The 18,225-nt window shown below is 32.9% G+C and carries 16 protein-coding genes and 1 pseudogene; 11 read left to right on the plus strand and 6 right to left on the minus strand.

The window, feature by feature from the left end:
* The 8 genes from ACIQZ6_RS03030 to ACIQZ6_RS03065 form a co-directional block, all read left to right on the plus strand.
* A partial coding sequence (locus tag ACIQZ6_RS03030) for a TIGR01777 family oxidoreductase (protein WP_395808078.1) occupies nucleotides 1-843 on the plus strand: 843 nt, incomplete at its 5' end.
* A gap of 23 nt (nucleotides 844-866) precedes the next feature.
* Nucleotides 867-2,168: a cryptochrome/photolyase family protein gene (locus tag ACIQZ6_RS03035; protein ID WP_395808080.1), complete on the plus strand. Its 1,302-nt coding sequence runs from the start codon at nucleotides 867-869 to the stop codon at nucleotides 2,166-2,168.
* 209 nt (nucleotides 2,169-2,377) lie between these two features.
* Nucleotides 2,378-4,924 (plus strand): DNA gyrase subunit A, encoded by a 2,547-nt coding sequence (gene gyrA / locus ACIQZ6_RS03040; protein ID WP_395808082.1) that lies wholly within the window; start codon nucleotides 2,378-2,380, stop codon nucleotides 4,922-4,924.
* Nucleotides 4,925-4,930: 6 nt separating this feature from the next.
* Complete coding sequence (locus ACIQZ6_RS03045) at nucleotides 4,931-6,037, plus strand: tetratricopeptide repeat protein (protein WP_395808083.1); 1,107 nt, start codon at nucleotides 4,931-4,933, stop codon at nucleotides 6,035-6,037.
* A 6-nt stretch (nucleotides 6,038-6,043) separates the two neighbouring features.
* Nucleotides 6,044-7,222 (plus strand): tetratricopeptide repeat protein, encoded by a 1,179-nt coding sequence (locus ACIQZ6_RS03050; protein WP_395808085.1) that lies wholly within the window; start codon nucleotides 6,044-6,046, stop codon nucleotides 7,220-7,222.
* 387 nt (nucleotides 7,223-7,609) lie between these two features.
* On the plus strand, nucleotides 7,610-7,804 hold the full coding sequence (locus tag ACIQZ6_RS03055; protein ID WP_090705936.1) for a cold-shock protein: 195 nt from the start codon (nucleotides 7,610-7,612) through the stop codon (nucleotides 7,802-7,804).
* Between the two features lie 142 nt (nucleotides 7,805-7,946).
* Complete coding sequence (locus ACIQZ6_RS03060; protein ID WP_306550921.1) at nucleotides 7,947-8,141, plus strand: cold-shock protein; 195 nt, start codon at nucleotides 7,947-7,949, stop codon at nucleotides 8,139-8,141.
* 285 nt (nucleotides 8,142-8,426) lie between these two features.
* Entirely contained in the window at nucleotides 8,427-10,541 is a 2,115-nt protein-coding gene (locus ACIQZ6_RS03065) for an FUSC family membrane protein (protein WP_395808087.1), read from the plus strand.
* Between the two features lie 76 nt (nucleotides 10,542-10,617).
* On the opposite strand, the gene bioB is transcribed toward ACIQZ6_RS03065, so the two are convergent.
* From bioB to ACIQZ6_RS03090, 5 genes and pseudogenes are all read right to left on the minus strand, one after another.
* Nucleotides 10,618-11,610: a biotin synthase BioB gene (gene bioB, locus ACIQZ6_RS03070; RefSeq protein ID WP_395808089.1), complete on the minus strand. Its 993-nt coding sequence runs from the start codon at nucleotides 11,608-11,610 to the stop codon at nucleotides 10,618-10,620.
* A 75-nt stretch (nucleotides 11,611-11,685) separates the two neighbouring features.
* On the minus strand, nucleotides 11,686-13,035 hold the full coding sequence (gene mgtE, locus ACIQZ6_RS03075; protein ID WP_395808091.1) for a magnesium transporter: 1,350 nt from the start codon (nucleotides 13,033-13,035) through the stop codon (nucleotides 11,686-11,688).
* Nucleotides 13,036-13,132: 97 nt separating this feature from the next.
* A pseudogene (gene corA / locus ACIQZ6_RS03080) lies at nucleotides 13,133-13,993 on the minus strand (magnesium/cobalt transporter CorA); the annotation flags it as partial.
* Between the two features lie 12 nt (nucleotides 13,994-14,005).
* Nucleotides 14,006-14,257 (minus strand): hypothetical protein, encoded by a 252-nt coding sequence (locus ACIQZ6_RS03085; protein ID WP_395808093.1) that lies wholly within the window; start codon nucleotides 14,255-14,257, stop codon nucleotides 14,006-14,008.
* A gap of 1 nt (nucleotide 14,258) precedes the next feature.
* Nucleotides 14,259-14,867 (minus strand): WbqC family protein, encoded by a 609-nt coding sequence (locus ACIQZ6_RS03090; protein WP_395808095.1) that lies wholly within the window; start codon nucleotides 14,865-14,867, stop codon nucleotides 14,259-14,261.
* A 108-nt stretch (nucleotides 14,868-14,975) separates the two neighbouring features.
* Between ACIQZ6_RS03090 and ACIQZ6_RS03095 the strand changes: the two genes are divergently transcribed.
* Complete coding sequence (locus tag ACIQZ6_RS03095; RefSeq protein ID WP_395808097.1) at nucleotides 14,976-15,866, plus strand: lysophospholipid acyltransferase family protein; 891 nt, start codon at nucleotides 14,976-14,978, stop codon at nucleotides 15,864-15,866.
* Nucleotides 15,859-16,887: a glycosyltransferase family 2 protein gene (locus ACIQZ6_RS03100; protein ID WP_395808099.1), complete on the plus strand. Its 1,029-nt coding sequence runs from the start codon at nucleotides 15,859-15,861 to the stop codon at nucleotides 16,885-16,887. The genes ACIQZ6_RS03095 and ACIQZ6_RS03100 overlap by 8 nt, the downstream gene beginning before the upstream one ends.
* On the opposite strand, the gene aroQ is transcribed toward ACIQZ6_RS03100, so the two are convergent.
* Nucleotides 16,870-17,283 (minus strand): type II 3-dehydroquinate dehydratase, encoded by a 414-nt coding sequence (gene aroQ / locus ACIQZ6_RS03105; protein WP_395808101.1) that lies wholly within the window; start codon nucleotides 17,281-17,283, stop codon nucleotides 16,870-16,872. The two genes, ACIQZ6_RS03100 and aroQ, sit on opposite strands and share 18 nt — an antisense overlap.
* A 41-nt stretch (nucleotides 17,284-17,324) precedes the next feature.
* On the opposite strand from aroQ, the gene xerD reads away from it, so the two are divergent.
* Entirely contained in the window at nucleotides 17,325-18,224 is a 900-nt protein-coding gene (xerD, locus tag ACIQZ6_RS03110) for a site-specific tyrosine recombinase XerD (RefSeq protein WP_395808103.1), read from the plus strand.
* The last annotated feature ends 1 nt before the right edge of the window (nucleotide 18,225 follow it).

Genomic DNA, 18,225 nt, shown 5'->3' on the forward strand with positions numbered 1-18,225 from the left:
CAAGATAAAGGATATTTTGTTTCTGTTCTTTCTAGAAATCCTGAAAAATTAAAGGGGGTAAAGTCATTTAAATGGAATGTGGAAGAGCAAACCATTGATAATGAAGCATTAAAAGATGTGGATACAATTATTCATTTAGCAGGCGCAGGAATTGCAGATGAAAGATGGACTAAAAGTCGAAAGCAGCTAATAATTGATAGTAGAGTTTTATCAACAAGATTATTGTATAGGGCAATTGAAGACACAAAAGCTCCAATTAAGACAATTATATCGGCTTCAGCAGTAGGGTTTTATGGAGATAGAGCAGATGAAATATTAAATGAAAATAGTACAAATGGTACTGGTTTTCTAGCTGAATGCTGTCAGCAGTGGGAGCAGGCCGTTGATCAGGGGCTTACTTTTGGAGTAAGATTGGTAAAATTTAGAATTGGATTAGTTCTTTCAAAGCAAGGTGGTGCATTAGCTAAACTTGAAACTCCAATAAGTTTGTTTTTAGGAGCACCTTTGGGCTCTGGAAAACAATGGATGCCATGGATTCATGTTACAGACCTTCTTGCTTTATTTGAAAAAGCTATCGAAAATTCAAACTTGGTTGGTACTTATAATGCCTGCAGCCCCATTCCAGTAACTAATCTTGAATTCACAAAGATTTTAGCAAAAACTCTTTTTCGTCCTGTTTGGCCTATAAAAGTTCCTGAATTTATATTGAAGGCAGTATTAGGAGAAATGAGTGAAGTGATCTTAATAAGCAATCATACCACATCGCAAAAGCTAATTAATTCTGGCTTTAAATTCAGGTATGCTGGATTAGATGAAGCTTTAAAAGAGATCTATTCACATTAATTTTACTCTTATCTTGATATTTAATGAAAAAAGAAGTTAGCATATTTTGGTTTAGACGTGATTTAAGATTATTTGATAATAATGCCTTATTTAATGCATTAACTAGTAAATACCCGGTTCTTCCAATCTTCATATTTGACCCTGATATTCTCGATAAACTTTCCGATAAAAAAGACAAAAGAGTTGAATTCATACGTCAAACTTTAGAACAATTAAATAATATTCTAAAACCAACGGGTTCATCAATTTATGTACTTCATGAAATGGTTACAAAGGCCTTTGATAAACTCACTGAAGAGTATTCAGTAAAAGAGGTTTATGTAAATCATGATTATGAACCGTATGCCATTAATCGCGATTTGACAATTAAAGCGCTATTAGAGGCTAAAAATATTGCTTTTAAGACATTCAAGGATCAAGTGATATTTGAGAAATCGGAAGTAATGAAATCTGATGGTACGCCTTATACTATTTTTACGCCTTACTCAAGAAAATGGAAAGAGAAGTTTTATCAGCAAACTCTAAACAATTTTCCATCTGAATTGCATTTTTCATCATTTTATAAAAACAATGAATTTGCAATTCCCTCATTAAATGAAATAGGCTTTGAAGATACAAGCTTAGATTTACCTGAACCTATTATAACAGAAGAAAGAATTAGAAATTATCAGGAAACCCGAAACCTTCCATCCGTAGACGGAACCTCGCAAATTAGCGTTCAATTACGGTTTGGAACTGTAAGTGTACGGCATCTTGTTAAACTAGCTTTAAAATGGAATGAGCAGTGGTTAAATGAATTGATTTGGCGTGAGTTTTTCATGATGATCTTGTTTCAATTTCCAAATGTGGTATCTGAAAGTTTTAAAAAGAAGTACGATAAAATACAGTGGAGAAATAATGAAAAGGAATTTGAGGCTTGGTGTAAGGGCGAAACTGGTTATCCTATAGTTGATGCTGGTATGCGTCAATTAAATGAAACAGGACTAATGCATAATCGCGTACGAATGATTACTGCAGGATTTTTATGCAAGCATCTTTTAATTGACTGGCGCTGGGGTGAAGCCTATTTTGCCCAAAAATTATTAGATTATGAACTTTCATCGAACAATGGAAACTGGCAATGGGCTGCCGGAAGCGGTTGTGATTCAGCTCCTTATTTTAGAATTTTTAATCCAACTGCTCAAACCCTCAAATTTGACCCTAAATTAAACTATATCAAAACTTGGATTACAGATTTCAGAGTTGATTATTTGCTTCCTGTAGTTGAACATGAATTTGGTAGAAAAAGAGCTCTTGAAGTTTACAAAAAAGCCGTTAATGAATAACCGAAATGTGTTTAAAGCGTTTCTTCGGATAGTTTTTTTTTGAAAAATAACACTAGGTTTTAATCCATTTTTAAGGTTCGATTATTTTTCCAAAAAACCCATTTAAACCGTGAAAATTATTAACTTCGCAATCAATGAATTCCATTAAATTTTTTCAAGTAATTGACTTGTTAAAAAATTTAAATTATTAATCAGAACTGAAGTGTAACATGGCTGAAGATACAGAAAACGATAATTTAGTACCACAGAACGATAGGATAATTCCAATAAATATTGAAGAGGAAATGAAATCTGCATACATCGATTATTCGATGTCTGTAATTGTTTCCCGGGCTTTACCTGATGTGCGCGATGGGCTTAAACCTGTACACAGGAGAGTATTGTATGGTATGCTAGATCTTGGCGTAACCAGTACCAAACCTCATAAAAAATCTGCTCGTATTGTTGGTGATGTATTAGGTAAATACCATCCACATGGTGATTCCTCAGTTTATTTTGCCATGGTTCGTATGGCTCAGGATTGGAGTTTAAGATATCCAATGGTTGATGGGCAGGGAAACTTTGGTTCTATTGATGGTGATTCACCGGCAGCAATGCGTTACACGGAGGCTCGTTTGAAAAAAATTGCTGAAGAAATGCTTGCTGATATCAACAAAGAAACAGTTGATTTTCAATTAAATTTTGACGATACTCTAGAAGAACCAACCGTATTGCCCTCTAGAATTCCAAATTTACTAGTAAATGGAGCTTCCGGTATTGCAGTAGGTATGGCCACTAATATGCCACCTCATAATTTGACTGAAGTGGTAAATGCAACCATTGCTTACATTGAGAATAATGAGGTAACGGTCGCTGATTTGATGCACCATGTAAAAGCACCAGATTTTCCAACTGGCGGTATTATTTATGGTTATACTGGAGTACAGGAAGCATTTGAAACAGGTAGAGGCAGAATTGTTATGCGTGCTAAAGCTGAGATCGAATTATATAAAGGTGAACGTGAACGGATTATTGTAAATGAAATTCCGTATCAGGTTAATAAGGCTAATATGATCGAACAAACAGCCGGTCTTGTTAATGATAAAAAAATTGAAGGAATTAGTGAGATAAGGGACGAGTCAGATCGGGATGGTATGCGTATTGTTTACGAAATTAAACGTGATGCGAATGCCTCAGTAGTCTTAAACAATCTATTTAAATATACTGCACTTCAAACCTCATTCAGCGTAAATAATATCGCCCTGGTGAATGGTCGCCCGATGATGTTAAATCTAAAAGATCTTATCAGACACTTTGTTGATCATCGCCATGAAGTGGTTATACGAAGAACAAAGTTTGATCTTGCCGAAGCAGAAAAAAGAGCACACATTCTAGAAGGTTTATTAATTGCTTTAGATCACCTAGACGAGGTTATTAAATTAATTCGAGCATCTAATAGTCCAGAAGATGCACGTGTTGGATTAATGGATAGTTTCAGCCTTTCTGATATACAGGCTAGAGCAATTTTGGACATGACATTACGCCGTTTAACAGGACTTGAACGCGATAAGATCAAAGAAGAATATGCTGAATTAATGAAGACCATCGATTATTTGAATTTAATCCTTGCAGACGAAGTGCTTCGTATGCAGATTATAAAGGATGAACTCATAGAAATAAGAGACAAATTTGGTGATGAACGTCGCACATCTATTACGCATTCTGCAGAAGATATGCGTATGGAAGATTTTATTGTTGATGAAGAGGTTGTAATTACTATTTCTCATGAAGGATATATCAAACGTACCGCACTGACAGAATACCGTAAGCAGGGCAGAGGTGGAAAAGGTTCAATGGGTTCGCAGTCTAGAGACAAGGACTTTATTGAGCATATGCTTATTGCCACTAACCATAATTATATGCTTTTCTTCACTGAAACAGGTAAATGTTTCTGGTTAAGAGTGTTTGAAATTCCTGAAGGAACCAGAACCAGCAAGGGGCGTGCAATACAAAACGTGATCAATATCCCTAAAGAGGAAAACATCAAAGCATATATTAAAGTAGTTAACCTGAAAGATCAGGAATACCTTGAGAATAACTTTATTATTATGTGTACCAAAAAAGGTACTATTAAAAAGACTTCATTAGAGGCTTATTCTCGTCCAAGAGCTAATGGTATCAACGCAATTAATATCAATGAAGGTGATCAGCTTTTAGAAGCTTGTATGACCAATGGCCAGAGTGAAATAGTTATGGCTTTACGCTCTGGTAGAGCTATTCGCTTTAATGAGTCTACAGTAAGGCCAATGGGACGTACAGCAACCGGTGTTCGTGGTGTAACCTTAGCTAATGATAAGGACGAAGTAGTTGGAATGATCGCTATCAATAATCCGGATGTGACCGTTTTGGTTGTCTCAGAAAATGGTTATGGTAAGCGTACTGATATCGAAGATTATCGTGTAACTAATAGGGGTGGTAAAGGCGTAAAAACTATTAATGTAACTGAAAAAACCGGTGAACTTGTTGCTATTAAAGATGTTACTGATAATGATGATCTTATGATCATTAATAAATCAGGCATTGTGATTAGAATAGGAGTGAGTGATCTTCGAGTTATGGGAAGAGCAACCCAGGGTGTAAGGTTAATTACTTTAAAAGGAGATGATTCTATCGCTTCTATCGCTAAAGTTGAACACGAAGATGAAGATGAGGAAATAACTGAAGATGGCGCTGTAGAAGGTACTGAAACTGAAGATCAGACTCCTGAAACTGAATAATTTTTTATGAATAAGGTATTCATATTACTCTTTTGTGGTTTTTTTCTGACCCTTGCTACGGCAGGGGCTCAGACTCTTATTACTAAAGAGGCCATGAATAGTTTTGCTCAATATTCATCAAGCAAGGATATAAAAAAGCTTGAAAATGCCAGAAAGCTAATTGACAATGGCTATAAAACCAAGGCAGATTCAATAGCATTCAGAAATAATCTGATTAGAAGTCTTGTTTATTCTACACTTGCACGAGTAGATTCTGCACTTAAATATACCTATAAGAAAGATCCGCTTGAAGAGGTTTTACATTCAATGAAATATGTATACGGGACTAAATTTGAAAAGGAAGCACGTGATCGCATTACCTATATTGAAGCTCAGCTAACACAAACGTATTTATATCGAGCCAATAATTCATTCAAAAACAGAAAATATACCGATGCCTTAAAGTACTTCAGTATTCTAGATTCAATTGATAAGACAAGTATTTCTATAACGCACAATCTTGCTCTTCTATGCCAGGAACTAGGTTATTTTCAAAGATCTGTAGGTTATTATGAAAAATTAATTGTAAGCAGACCAAGGCCAGAATATTTTATGGTTGCAGCAAACTTGTACGAGTCATTAAGCGATGAAACTAATACAGTTCGAATTTTAAGTGCTGGTAGCAAGGCATTTCCAAGCAATAGAGATATATTATTTAAACTTTTAAATATTTTGTTGAATAGGAGTGAATATGCTGAAATTGTAAAATTTACAAGTCAAGCACTTAAATTAGATGAAAATAATATTAATTTGAATTATCTGGCAGGGTTTTCTCATGATATGTCAGGTAATATTATTAAAGCAGAAGAATATTATAAATTCATAATTAATATTAACCCGAATAATTATGAAGCTAATTATGCGTTAGGATTACTTTATCTAAATTCATATTTGAAAGATAAGAAGCAAAGTGGGATTAGGTATGTTGCAAAATATTACTTAACCAAAGCAAATGAAATTGATCCATATGAATTAAAATCATTAACTTCTTTATCTATACTTTATAAGCATACCGGAGAGATAACAGAATTACAAAAAATAAATAATAGAATAAACCAACTCAAATTAAATTAGAATAACATGAAAATTAAATCTTTCATTTTAGCAGCTGTGTTTTCAGCATCTTCATTAATAACTTTTGCACAAAAGGGAGAAGTGACAAGCGCTAAAAACAATTATGACAAATTTCTTGGATTAAAGGATGCAAATTCATTATTGTTAGCAATACCTAATCTGAAATTGGCAAAAACCTCTATAGATAAAGCAGTAGTACATGCAAAAACTATGGAAGATCCCGGAGCATGGACTTATAAAGCTCTGATTTATGGTGAAATGGCATTATTGGATTCCATTCCAGCTACTTCAAGGCCATTGATTGAAGAAGCTAAGGTTGCTCATAAAAAGGCTATAGAATTAGATAAAGCAGGTGAGAACAAAGCTAATCTTGATAATGCGAATGGTACACTATTTAGCCAGTATGAATTGAATCAAGGTGTAAAGGCGTATCAGACTAACAATTTTGCAGATGCTTTTTCTTCATTTAGTAATGCTTTAGCCTTCCGTCCAGGTGATACTACTATTACCTATTATGCTGGTTTATCTGCTATAAATGCTAAAAACTATAAAGGAGGGATTCAACAGTATGAAAGTTTAATCAAGACTAATTTTTCTGCAAACATTCAAATTTATCTTGATCTATCCAGGTTATATACAATGGAAGGTGATACGGCTAAAGCAATTAGTATTGCTGCTGAAGGTGCCTCCAAATACAATGACAGCCAATTAGCTACCCAAGAAATTGAACTTAGTTTAATGTCAGGTAAACAAAAAGAAGTGATTTCTAAAATTACCGATCAGGCTAAAAAGAATCCTACAAATAAACTTTATCCTTATTATTTGGGTATAGCATATAGTACTCTAGGAGAAAATATTAAAGCCGAAGAATCATACCTTCAAGCTATTCAGGTAGATCCTAACTTTGGAGATGCTTATGTCAATGTGGGTGGAGTAATGTTGAATAAAGGCATTAATCTATTTAATAATGCAAATAAATTGCCTCAAAATCAACAAAAAGAATATGATCTTATGATTAAGAGTGCTGGTGTTGAGTTTGAGAAAGCATTACCTTACTTAGAAAAAGCATCAGTTTTAGATCCAAAATCGCGTATTGCTCTTGATAATTTAAAAACCTATTATATAATTAAAAAGAATCAGGCTAAGGTAGATGAGTTAACTGCTAAGATTGCAGCATTACAATAGTCATTATCTTTTATGTATTGAAAGGCTAAATGGGGTATACCTGTTTAGCCTTTTTTATTATGATTAGATTAGTTAAGATAGTATAAGCTATAATTATCTATTTAACATAATATTAATTATAAGACAACATTATTGCTGTTGTTATATATGAAAGAATATGAATACATGGATCTATCCCTGCATTATTAATTAATAAACTCATATAATACAATATAAAAGATAGAAACATATGGATGGTAGTTTATCGAAAAAGTAATAAATACTACGTTATTGTTAATAACAAGCTCATTTTAATGTTTGGGTTACTATTTTATTGATTAATTATAATTATTTTTGTTTTCAATCAAATTATGTACATTTGCGAATTATATATTTAAAAATAAAACAATGTCAGAAGGTACAGTAAAATTTTTTAATGAAACTAAAGGGTTCGGATTCATCGTTCCTGCAGATGGTAGTGAAGATGTATTCGTTCATTCATCTGGTTTAATTGATCAAATTCGTGAAAACGATAAGGTTGAGTATGAAGTTGAGCGTGGCAAAAAAGGCCTTAACGCTGTTAATGTGAAAGTTGTTTACTAAATCAACATAAATCATTGAACAAGAAAAGCATGTCGTGAGATATGCTTTTCTTGTTTATAGCTATATCTATAATAATTAAAAAAATATTCTTATTCAATCTATTTGAGTATCTTCAAATATTATACAATTAAAAAACAAAGCAATGCAATCAGGTACAGTAAAATTTTTTAACGAAACAAAAGGGTTTGGATTTATCGTCCCTTCAAATGGTGATTCAGAGATTTTCGTTCATTCATCAGGTCTAATTGACCGAATTCGTGAGAACGACAGTGTTGAATACGAAGTAGAGAATGGTAAAAAAGGTCTAAACGCCGTTAATGTGAAAGTTGTTGGATAAATCAACATAAATCATTCTTTATTGAAAAGCATATCGTAATGGTATGCTTTTCTTATTTAAAAACAATTCATCTTTAAACAATAATCATTGAGCAGATTTTTTTGACCATTTAACTGTACTCTCTTTTTTGAAGAGTTATTGGAGTTTATTTGTGAATATTTACAGCTAAAAAATCCATCGTATACCTTAATTATTGTTTTTATATTCTAAAATTAGTCTTGTTTAACACAGCATAATTTCAGAATAAGTATTTTTACAAGGGATATCTATATTATTCAAGGTAAAATGAAACAATCCAGAGAAATAAAGACCTTTTTTTTCAGTCAATACTTTTCTGACGGCCTTAGAATCACTTTTGGGGTGCTTCTCCCCTCTTTGATTTTTTATCATCTAGACCTATTATCAATTGGTTTAACCATTTCATTAGGTGCAGTTTGCACAAGTATAGCAGATAACCAGGGGCCAATTAACCATAAACGAAATGGAATGCTCTTTTGCACCCTTTTCGTCTTTATGACCGTTCTACTAACGGGCCTGATTAATAATTACCCTATTCTTATTGGAGTTGAAATACTTATTTTATCCTTTTTCTATTCCATGTTTTCAGTGTATGGAAATAGAGTTTCATCAATAGGTACTGCTGCTTTGTTGATCATGATACTTACCATTGATAAAGATGTAATTAGCTATAATGGTGCCATTGGCCATGCATTATTTATTCTTACAGGTGGAATATGGTATATGCTTTTAAGTATTTCCTTATCTCAAATATGGCCTTACCGGCTAACTCAACAAGCATTAGGTGAATGTATCAGGGATGTATCTGTATATGTTAAGCTAAAGGCTGAATTTTATAATACTGAAAGTGATTTTGATCAAAATTATAAATTGCTTATTTCTCAGCAGGTACTAAGTCATGAACATCAAGATTCTTTAAGAGAACTTCTTTTTAAAAAGAGATTAATGGTCAAGGAGTCGACACAAGAAGGCAGACTTCTAATCCTTGTTTTTGTAGATATTGTTGACCTGTTTGAGCAAACCATGGCCACGCATTATGATTATCAGGTTATTCGCAATACATTCGGAAAAACTGAAGCTCTTAAAGAGTTTAATAAAATAATCATAAACCTTGCTGAAGAACTTCAAAATCTTAGTTATTACATTATTAGTAATGAAAAACCTATCAAACTTCACGATTTTAAACCACAGCTTGAAAATCTAAAATCAAGTATTGATCAGGTTGAAGATCTTGGAATTAATTCACTTGTACTTAAAAAAATTCTGATCAATGTAAGAAATATGATCAGCCGGGTTGAAAAAATTTATAGTTATTTCAATCAAAAACAGCTTTCAGGTCAGAATGATGTGGATTATAGCAAATTTGTTTCTCATGAAGACTTTGATTTTCAAAAAATTAAAGAAAACTTAAGTCCTAAATCATCTATTTTTAGACATTCAGTACGGGTTTCATTGATGTTATTAGTTGGATTTTTAGTTTCAAAACTACTTCCAATTGGACATCACAGTTACTGGATACTTTTAACCATTCTGGTTATCTTAAAACCTGCCTATAGTCTTACCAGGCAACGAAATGTAGAACGCCTTGTTGGAACCTTTATAGGAGGTATTGCAGGGGCCTTGATTTTAATTTATGTGAAAGATCAATCGGTTTTGTTTGTCTTTCTACTGATTTTTATGGTAGGAACCTACAGTTCTCAACGCTTAAATTATACAGTAAGCGTTCTTTTTATGACCCCTTATATTTTGATTTTATTTAGTTTTTTAGGTGCCAACAACTTAAATATTGCAAAAGAACGTATGGTAGATACATTAATTGGATCCATTATTGCTTTCTTTTCAAGTTATGTTGTGTTGCCAAATTGGGAATATTTTCAGTTTAAGAATTTTATGCGCGAGGTATTGATAGCGAATTACCATTACCTACACAATGTTGCTGAAGAACTATCTGGAAAAAAATCTGATGTGATTTCTTATAAGCTGGCCCGAAAAAATGTGTATGTAAGTTCAGCAAACCTTGGTAGTGCATTTCAACGAATGTTGACTGAACCTAAAAGTAAGCAGCAAAATATAAAGGAATATCACAAGTTTGTGGTTATAAACCATATGCTATCATCTTATATTGCCACATTAATGACTACGCTCCAACAGGCAAATTCTATTGACATTGATTTTAATCATATTAAATTGATTCGTAAGTCTTTATACATTTTATCTGATGTAATTAAAAAGATGAATTCACCTAATTTTAATGAACTGGAATTTGCGATTGCTGATGTTAAAAAAGAAATGAGCCAATCCAATGAGGCTAGTTTATTGTATGAGCAATTGGAACTCATTCACAAGCTAATTTTGGATATTCAAAAATTAAGTCAGAATTAAATTATAGATATATTTAATTCTTTAAAACAGTACTAATAAGTAATTTTGAGCAGATTATTCATGTTAGACAATAGCATTAAACCGCTATTGACTCTTTGTTTGGCCGACCATTTTTAAATGCTTCACGGGGTTTTAATCCTAGTAATTCAAACATTTGCATATCTTCATTAAAAGAAGGATTGGGCGTTGTAAGTAGTTTGTCGCCTGCAAATATAGAATTTGCGCCTGCCATAAAACAAAAGGCCTGATCAGTCATGCTCATTTCAGTTCTTCCTGCAGATAAACGCACCACAGTTTTTGGCATTATAATTCTTGCTGTAGCAATCATTCTAACCATTTCCCAAACAGACACTCTGGGTTGATCAGCCAAAGGAGTACCTTTCACTGGAACAAGCGCATTAACAGGAACGGATTCTGGGTGCTTTGACATCGTTGATAATGTTTTAAGCATAGAGATTCTATCTTCGACTGATTCTCCTAACCCTATAATTCCACCACTACAAACTGTAAGCTTTGCTTTACGTACGTTATCAATAGTATTTAAACGGTCATCATAAGTCCGCGTAGTAATTATTCGTTTATAATCTTCTTCTGAAGTATCTAAATTATGATTATAGGCATAAAGACCTGCATCAGCTAATCGTTGTGCCTGCGATTCTGTAAGCATGCCAAGGGTACAACATACCTCCATTTCAAGTGCATTCACCGAACTAACCATTTCAATTACTTTGTCAAAATCTCTGTTATCTCTTACTTCACGCCACGCAGCTCCCATACATAAGCGAGAAGCCCCTGCATTTTTAGCTTTTTTTGCTGCATCGGTTACTTGTTCAACAGACATTAAAGCCTGAACTTCTAGATCAGTATGATATCTTGCTGCTTGAGGGCAATATGAACAATCTTCTGGGCAACCACCTGTTTTTATGGAAAGGAGACTGCTAATTTGCACTTCAGAGTAATCTTTGTTTTCTCTGTGGATTGTCGCTGCGCGATAAACCAAATCCAATAATGGACTATGATATATTTCTGCTATTTCTTCTTTGGTCCAGTTATTTCTGATTTCGGTCATAGAATTATTCCGTTATTTAAAACGATTAGCAAATTTAAAATAAAATAGTTAGGCTGAAAATCAAGATTCAATAAATTATAAGATAAGATTACTTGCTAAACCTAATAACAATAAAAATCCAAATACGTCGGTAAACGTGGTTATAATTATTGAAGAAGCTATTGCAGGGTCAATTCCTATCCTTTTTAGAACCAATGGAATAGCTGAACCAGCAATCCCTGCAATGATCAGATTGCCGGTCATAGCTATAAAAATAACTAGTCCAAGCATTGGGTTCTGATCATAAAATAAGGCAAATAAAAATACGATACAGCCAATTGTTGCACCATTAATCAATCCTACTGTAAATTCTTTCAATACTGTTCTATATGCTTGATTATCAGAAAGGTCGTTCAATGAAATACGCCTTACTGTTACAGCAAGTGCTTGTGTAGCTGCATTTCCTCCCATACCGGCAATCATAACCATATAACCTGCAAGTACTCCCATACTTGCAATTGTACTGTCAAAATTACGAATTATAGATGCTGCTAAAAACGCAGTTCCAAGGTTTAAAACTAGCCATGGTAAACGACTTTTAACAGCTTCCTTCCAGTTTCCAGCTAGTTCTTCATCTTCTGATACACCTGATATTTTTAATATATCTTCGGTATTTTCTTCCTCCATAACATCGATCACATCATCAAATGTTATTCGTCCTAATAAGTGCATCTCATCATCAACTACTGGTATGCTGGTAAGATTATATTGGGAAATTAATTTAGCTACTTCTTCTTGGTCAGTATCTGCCTTAACATAAACAAAATCAGATTTGATTAATTCTTTGATTCTGACATTATTACGGGCTTTAATAATATCTTTTAATGATACTATGCCCAATAGAATATTCTGATCATTAATTACATTAATGGTATAAAATTCCTCCATCTCTTCAGATTGATGGATAATTTCTTCTAAAGCTTCTTTTTTAATTAAATACTCATTGATTTTAATTACCTGAGTATTCATCAATCCACCCGCACTATCTTCCTCGTATTTTAAGAGTGTACGAATATTGGAAGCATCTTCCTCATCCAGTTCCTCTAAAATTTCCTGTTGTTGTTCTTCCGGTAACTGGCTTATTATATCAGTAGCATCGTCGTAATCAAGTTCTTCAACTATTTCAGAGCGTCTTTCAGGAAGGAGATTTTCAAGTAGCTTCTCTGGATGGAATTCGGAATCCATCTCTGCAATAACCTCAGATGCCTGTTCAGCAGGTAAAATGCTGATTATTCTTTCTCTTGATTCTTGTGATAAACTTTCAAACAGAATTGCAATTTCTGATGGGTGATATTCAGAAATAAGTGCTTTTAAAGTAGAATCATCCTCTTCAAGGGCACGTTTGATCTTTAATAGATCTGATTTATCTAGCTCAAAAGACTGCATAAGGCAAAAATAGCAAATTGAGATGAGAAATGATTGATTTTTGTCTTCTGCTGTTTATTTAATTGTACTAAAATGTTTTATGAAAAATGATTGAATGTCAGTTTTTATAAAGCCATCCTTTACGCCAAAAGTAGATCATTTGGAGAATAGCAATAATGACCATACCTCCTATTGTATACAGATATCCATTTTCATAATAAAGTTCGGGCATATTATTTTTTAATACTTCACCTGTCAACGGATCTTTATTGGCGAAATTCATCCCATAAACTCCAGCAATAAATGTAAGTGGAATAAAAATGGAAGAAATAATGGTAAGTACTTTCATGATTTCATTCATTCGCTGACTAATTAGCGATAAATTCATGTCAATAAGACTGGTGGTAAGATCTTTATAGTTTTCAATAAGATCAATGATCTGCATGGTATGATCATAAGTGTCTTTGAAATAGGTTCTAGAGGTATTATTAATGAGTTTAGATTCACTCCTAATGATATCATTGATCTTATCACGTTCTGGCCATGCTGCTCTGCGGATACTGATCATTTCTCTTTTAATATTCTGAGTCTGAAACATTAGTGATTTATTTGCTCTACGATATAGCAACTCTTCAATGGTTTCTAGTTCATCTCCAAGTTTATAAATGAGTGCGAAATAATTATCCAGAACAAGGTCAGTAAGCGCATACAATAAATAAGAAGAACCAGCACTCCTAATATTTCCTTTTCCACCGCTAAGCCTGTTTATAACCGATAAAAAATTTTCAGTATAGGTTTCCTGAAAGCTGATTAATGTGTTTTGAAAAAGTATAAATGAAACTTGTTCATTTTCTATTTCAAGCTGTTTATCGACGTAGAGCATTCTACTGACGGTAAATAAATAATCTTCATATTCATCTAATTTAGGTCGTTGCCTGCAATCGGCAATGTCTTCAATTACGAGTTTATTTATATTAAAATTTTTTTCAAGTTAGGTTAAGAGCCTAACATCACCAATACCCTTAATCTCTATCCACTTATAATGTTCTTTATGCTTATCAATTTCAATTTCCAATTCATCAAGACCATTTATTTTTTCAGAATAAAATTCATCTGAATTATAAGAATAAACCGTTATCTGAGGCTTTAAGGCATCTTCATACAATTGAATTGAACCAGGACTAGTACCTAAAACAGGAATGTATTTCTTTGTTTTTAACCTGTTGCGTCTAATTTTAGCCATTCTATAGATATTTTAAACTTTGAGGCCCTTGATTAAATAGTAGATCAACAATACTCAAATTAGGAAAAAAGCCATTTCGTTCTTCAAAAACTTGAAAATAAGTTTTGAATTGTTCTGGTGAATTATGCTTAGGATGTATAGAATCTCTATAATCTGTAAGATTCAGATAGTCTTTTTCAAAACTATCTGTATAATTTATTTGACTATTAATCTTAAGTAATTTTAATAATAGTCTGGTCAGTTCTTCATTATAATCAAACAGAAAATTCCATTTTTTTTCATAAAATAAAGTAAAATCATTTTCATAAAACTCAAAATATGCAGAACTTCTATACGATGTTTGTAAACTCATTATGTGCATACGCTGCCATTGAAAATCATAACTTATTCTAACATCTTTCACTTTAGTATGTGATTTAGAACCTTTTATCACGGGTACAGTCAGATCCAATTTTCCATTTGGAGAATGAATTGTTGCACGGTTTCGATAGCTTTGCTTTTGAAAGTTTTCAGCATTTTCAAAAAGAACATTTTCTTTATGAACCAATATTTTGCTAAAATATTCGATTGGTGGAAGATAAAATAAAGGGAATACTGCGCCTTTTTCCATCGTATAAGTTAAGTTTGTGTAAAGATGCAGAAATTTAGTATTTAACACACATGAAGCAAAAATGTTCTTGGTAAATTTTCCTGTTAAATCATTTAGCTTAATTATCAGATGAATCTAGTTTTCTTCAAGATCATTTCAGTTTTATTTTACTTCATTTCATTGTTGCCGTTCTGGATACTTTATCTGTTTTCAGACATTTTGTATTTTTTATTATTTCACATAGTTAAATACAGGAGAAAAGTTGTAGAACTAAATCTTAAGAATTCATTTCCTGAAAAATCTGTGGCTGAGCGATTAGATATTGAAAAACGGTTTTACAAACATCTTTCTGACCTGATATTTGAATCAATTAAGACCATATCAATTAGTCCTGAATCGCTAAAGAAACGTTTTGTATTCTCTAATTTAAACGAGCTAACAACGTATTTTGAGCAAGGAAAATCAGTAATTGCAGTTTCTGGACACTATGGAAATTGGGAATGGGGCCCTTTAGCTGCAGCTTATGAACTTAAGGAAAAGGTACTTGTTGTTTATAAACCATTAAGCGATAAGCGTTTTGAGAATCTAATTAATAAAATGAGAAGCCGGTTTGGAGCCATATTGGTCCCAATGAAACATACTCTCCGTAAAATAATAGAATATAATGCACAAGCTCACGTATTAGTTCTTGTAGGTGATCAAACTCCAACTCGAGAAGAATCTCAGTATTTTGTAAACTTCCTTAATCAGCCCACTGCAATTTTTCTTGGAGTAGAAAAAATTGCAGTTAGAACAAATAAACCTGTTATTTATTTTAGTATAAATAAAACTAAAAGAGGATATTATGAATGTTTAATTAAACCTTTAGTTGAATTTCCTAATCAAACAAAAGAATTTGAAATAACGAATATTCATGCCCAAGAACTTGAAAATATTATTCGAAAAAATCCAGAATATTGGTTATGGTCACATAAAAGATGGAAATTTAGTCCGGATAATTTAAAAGCTCATCATGACTGAACTTCCTAGAGTAGCTGTAGTAATCTTAAATTGGAATGGACTAGATTTTTTAAGAAGATTTTTGCCATCTGTATGCGCTAGTACTTATTCTAATTTAGATATTATTGTTGGTGATAATGCCTCAAATGATAATTCTGTGTCCTTTATTCGTGAGAATTATCCGCAGATCAAAATTTGCATCAATGATCAGAATTATGGATTTGCTGCGGGCTATAATAGAGTACTGAGTGAACTGGATCATGATTATTATGTTTTGCTTAATTCTGATGTTGAAGTACAGCCGGGTTGGATTGAACCGGTAATTCAATTGATGGAGAAAGATATTTCAATTGCAGCGGCGCAGCCAAAAATATTATCTCATTCAAATAAGAAGCTATTTGAATATGCTGGGGCGACCGGAGGCTTTCTGGATATTTTTGGTTACCCATTCTGTAGAGGTAGAATATTTGATTCGGTTGAAGTTGATAATGGGCAATATGATACGAGTTCAGAAATATTTTGGGCTTCGGGTGCGGCTTTTTTTATAAAAAGGTCGAAATGGCTAGAAATGAATGGATTAGATGAAGATTTCTTTGCGCATATGGAAGAAATTGATCTTTGCTGGCGATTAAAGAATACTAATTATAAGATCATGTATTGCGCTGAATCAACAGTTTTTCATGTAGGTGGTGGAACGCTCCCTGCCGAAAGCCCATTTAAAACGTATCTCAATTTTAGAAACAATCTGGTATTACTTCAGAAGAACCTTCCTACTGCGAGGGCAATTGTGATTATTTTTTTAAGATTTTGGCTAGATCTTATTTCTGTGTTCAAATATTTATTGGATGGAAAGCCTAAAAATGCTTTGGCAATCAGTAAGGCTCATGTTTATTTTATTCAAAATCTAGTCAGAAATAGTGCAAAATCAAGACTGATTCCTAAACATACCACTAATAAAAATGGATTATATTCTGGTAGTATAGTTTGGGATTACTTTGTCAGCAATAAGAAAACCTTTACTAGTTTAAAGAAAACTTTCTAGTGCTAGTTGATAGCCATTAAGCCCGAAGCCTGTTAATACCCCTTTACAATTTTTTCCTGTAAGTGATACATGTCTGTATTCTTCTCTGGCGTAAATATTAGATATATGTACTTCAACCACAGGTGTTTTAATACCCGCAATTGCATCTGATATTGCAACCGAAGTATGTGTATAAGCTCCTGCATTTAAAATTATACCATCAAAAGAAAAGCCAACTTCATGTAACTTATTTATGATCTCTCCTTCTACATTACTCTGGAAATATTCGAGCTCAATGATGCTATATTTTGATTTTAGTTCTTCAAAATATGTTTCGAAACTACTATCCCCGTAAATGGATTTTTCTCTTACGCCAAGTAAGTTTAAATTTGGACCGTTTATTATCTGTATTTTCATGGATCGTTATTCTTAAAGATTAATCAAACTTAAAAAATATTTTGGATTGGCAATCAGGACTTACTGGCTTTAAATCATATTTAAGATTGGAGCGATCATTATCTGCAAATACTGTGGAGGCATATATGCATGATGTTGAAAAGCTTCATCAGTTTTTTATTAATAGGTCTGAAAAAAAGGAACTAAAAACTATTACAAGTAATGATTTAAAAGATTTCTTGGTTTGGGTAAATGAATTAGGTATGCTCCCTCCCACTCAGGCCAGAGTTTTATCGGGATTAAAGGCATTTTTTAAGTATTTAGTTCTTGAAAATTTGATTCCTATTGATCCCTCAGCACTTCTTGAAAGTCCTAAAACAAGTAGAAAATTACCCGACACCTTGAATATTTTGGAGATAAACAGCATGATCGATGCAATAGATCTTTCAAGGCCAGAAGGAATTCGTAATAAAGCCATGCTTGAAATCTTGTATGGATGTGGGTTAAGGGTTTCTGAACTTACCGGATTAAAAATTTCTAATCTTTATTTAGACATAGATTTCATAAAGATTTTGGGAAAGGGGAATAAGGAGCGCTTAGTGCCTATTGGTTCTGATGCAATTAAATTCCTGCGTTTATTCATGAATGAAATTCGGATTCATATAGCAATGAAGCCTGGTAAAGAAGATTTTGTATTTCTAAATAAAAGAGGTAATCCAATTTCTAGAGTGATGGTTTTTCTAATCATAAAAGATCTAGCAGCAAAGGCTGGGATCAAAAAGAATATTAGTCCACATACCTTTAGGCATTCATTTGCTACTCATTTAATTGAAGGCGGTGCCGATTTGAGGGCTGTTCAGGAAATGCTAGGTCATGAAAGTATCACTACTACTGAGATTTATACTCATTTAGACCGTGATTATTTAAGAGAAACCATTATCCAGTTTCATCCCAGAAGTTAAT

The sequence above is a fragment of the Daejeonella sp. genome (assembly GCF_044348475.1).
GTDB lineage: Bacteria > Bacteroidota > Bacteroidia > Sphingobacteriales > Sphingobacteriaceae > Daejeonella.

Excerpts from the sequence above, each read along its gene's own strand:
- ACIQZ6_RS03085 (WP_395808093.1), bottom strand. The coding sequence starts at position 14,257 with ATGGCTAAAATTAGACGCAACAGGTTAAAAACAAAGAAATACATTCCT.
- ACIQZ6_RS03045 (WP_395808083.1), top strand. The coding sequence starts at position 4,931 with ATGAATAAGGTATTCATATTACTCTTTTGTGGTTTTTTTCTGACCCTT.
- ACIQZ6_RS03050 (WP_395808085.1), top strand. The coding sequence starts at position 6,044 with ATGAAAATTAAATCTTTCATTTTAGCAGCTGTGTTTTCAGCATCTTCA.
- mgtE (WP_395808091.1), bottom strand. The coding sequence starts at position 13,035 with ATGCAGTCTTTTGAGCTAGATAAATCAGATCTATTAAAGATCAAACGT.
- gyrA (WP_395808082.1), top strand. The coding sequence starts at position 2,378 with ATGGCTGAAGATACAGAAAACGATAATTTAGTACCACAGAACGATAGG.
- ACIQZ6_RS03060 (WP_306550921.1), top strand. The coding sequence starts at position 7,947 with ATGCAATCAGGTACAGTAAAATTTTTTAACGAAACAAAAGGGTTTGGA.
- bioB (WP_395808089.1), bottom strand. The coding sequence starts at position 11,610 with ATGACCGAAATCAGAAATAACTGGACCAAAGAAGAAATAGCAGAAATA.
- aroQ (WP_395808101.1), bottom strand. The coding sequence starts at position 17,283 with ATGAAAATACAGATAATAAACGGTCCAAATTTAAACTTACTTGGCGTA.
- ACIQZ6_RS03090 (WP_395808095.1), bottom strand. The coding sequence starts at position 14,867 with ATGGAAAAAGGCGCAGTATTCCCTTTATTTTATCTTCCACCAATCGAA.
- ACIQZ6_RS03095 (WP_395808097.1), top strand. The coding sequence starts at position 14,976 with ATGAATCTAGTTTTCTTCAAGATCATTTCAGTTTTATTTTACTTCATT.
- ACIQZ6_RS03065 (WP_395808087.1), top strand. The coding sequence starts at position 8,427 with ATGAAACAATCCAGAGAAATAAAGACCTTTTTTTTCAGTCAATACTTT.
- ACIQZ6_RS03100 (WP_395808099.1), top strand. The coding sequence starts at position 15,859 with ATGACTGAACTTCCTAGAGTAGCTGTAGTAATCTTAAATTGGAATGGA.
- ACIQZ6_RS03055 (WP_090705936.1), top strand. The coding sequence starts at position 7,610 with ATGTCAGAAGGTACAGTAAAATTTTTTAATGAAACTAAAGGGTTCGGA.
- ACIQZ6_RS03035 (WP_395808080.1), top strand. The coding sequence starts at position 867 with ATGAAAAAAGAAGTTAGCATATTTTGGTTTAGACGTGATTTAAGATTA.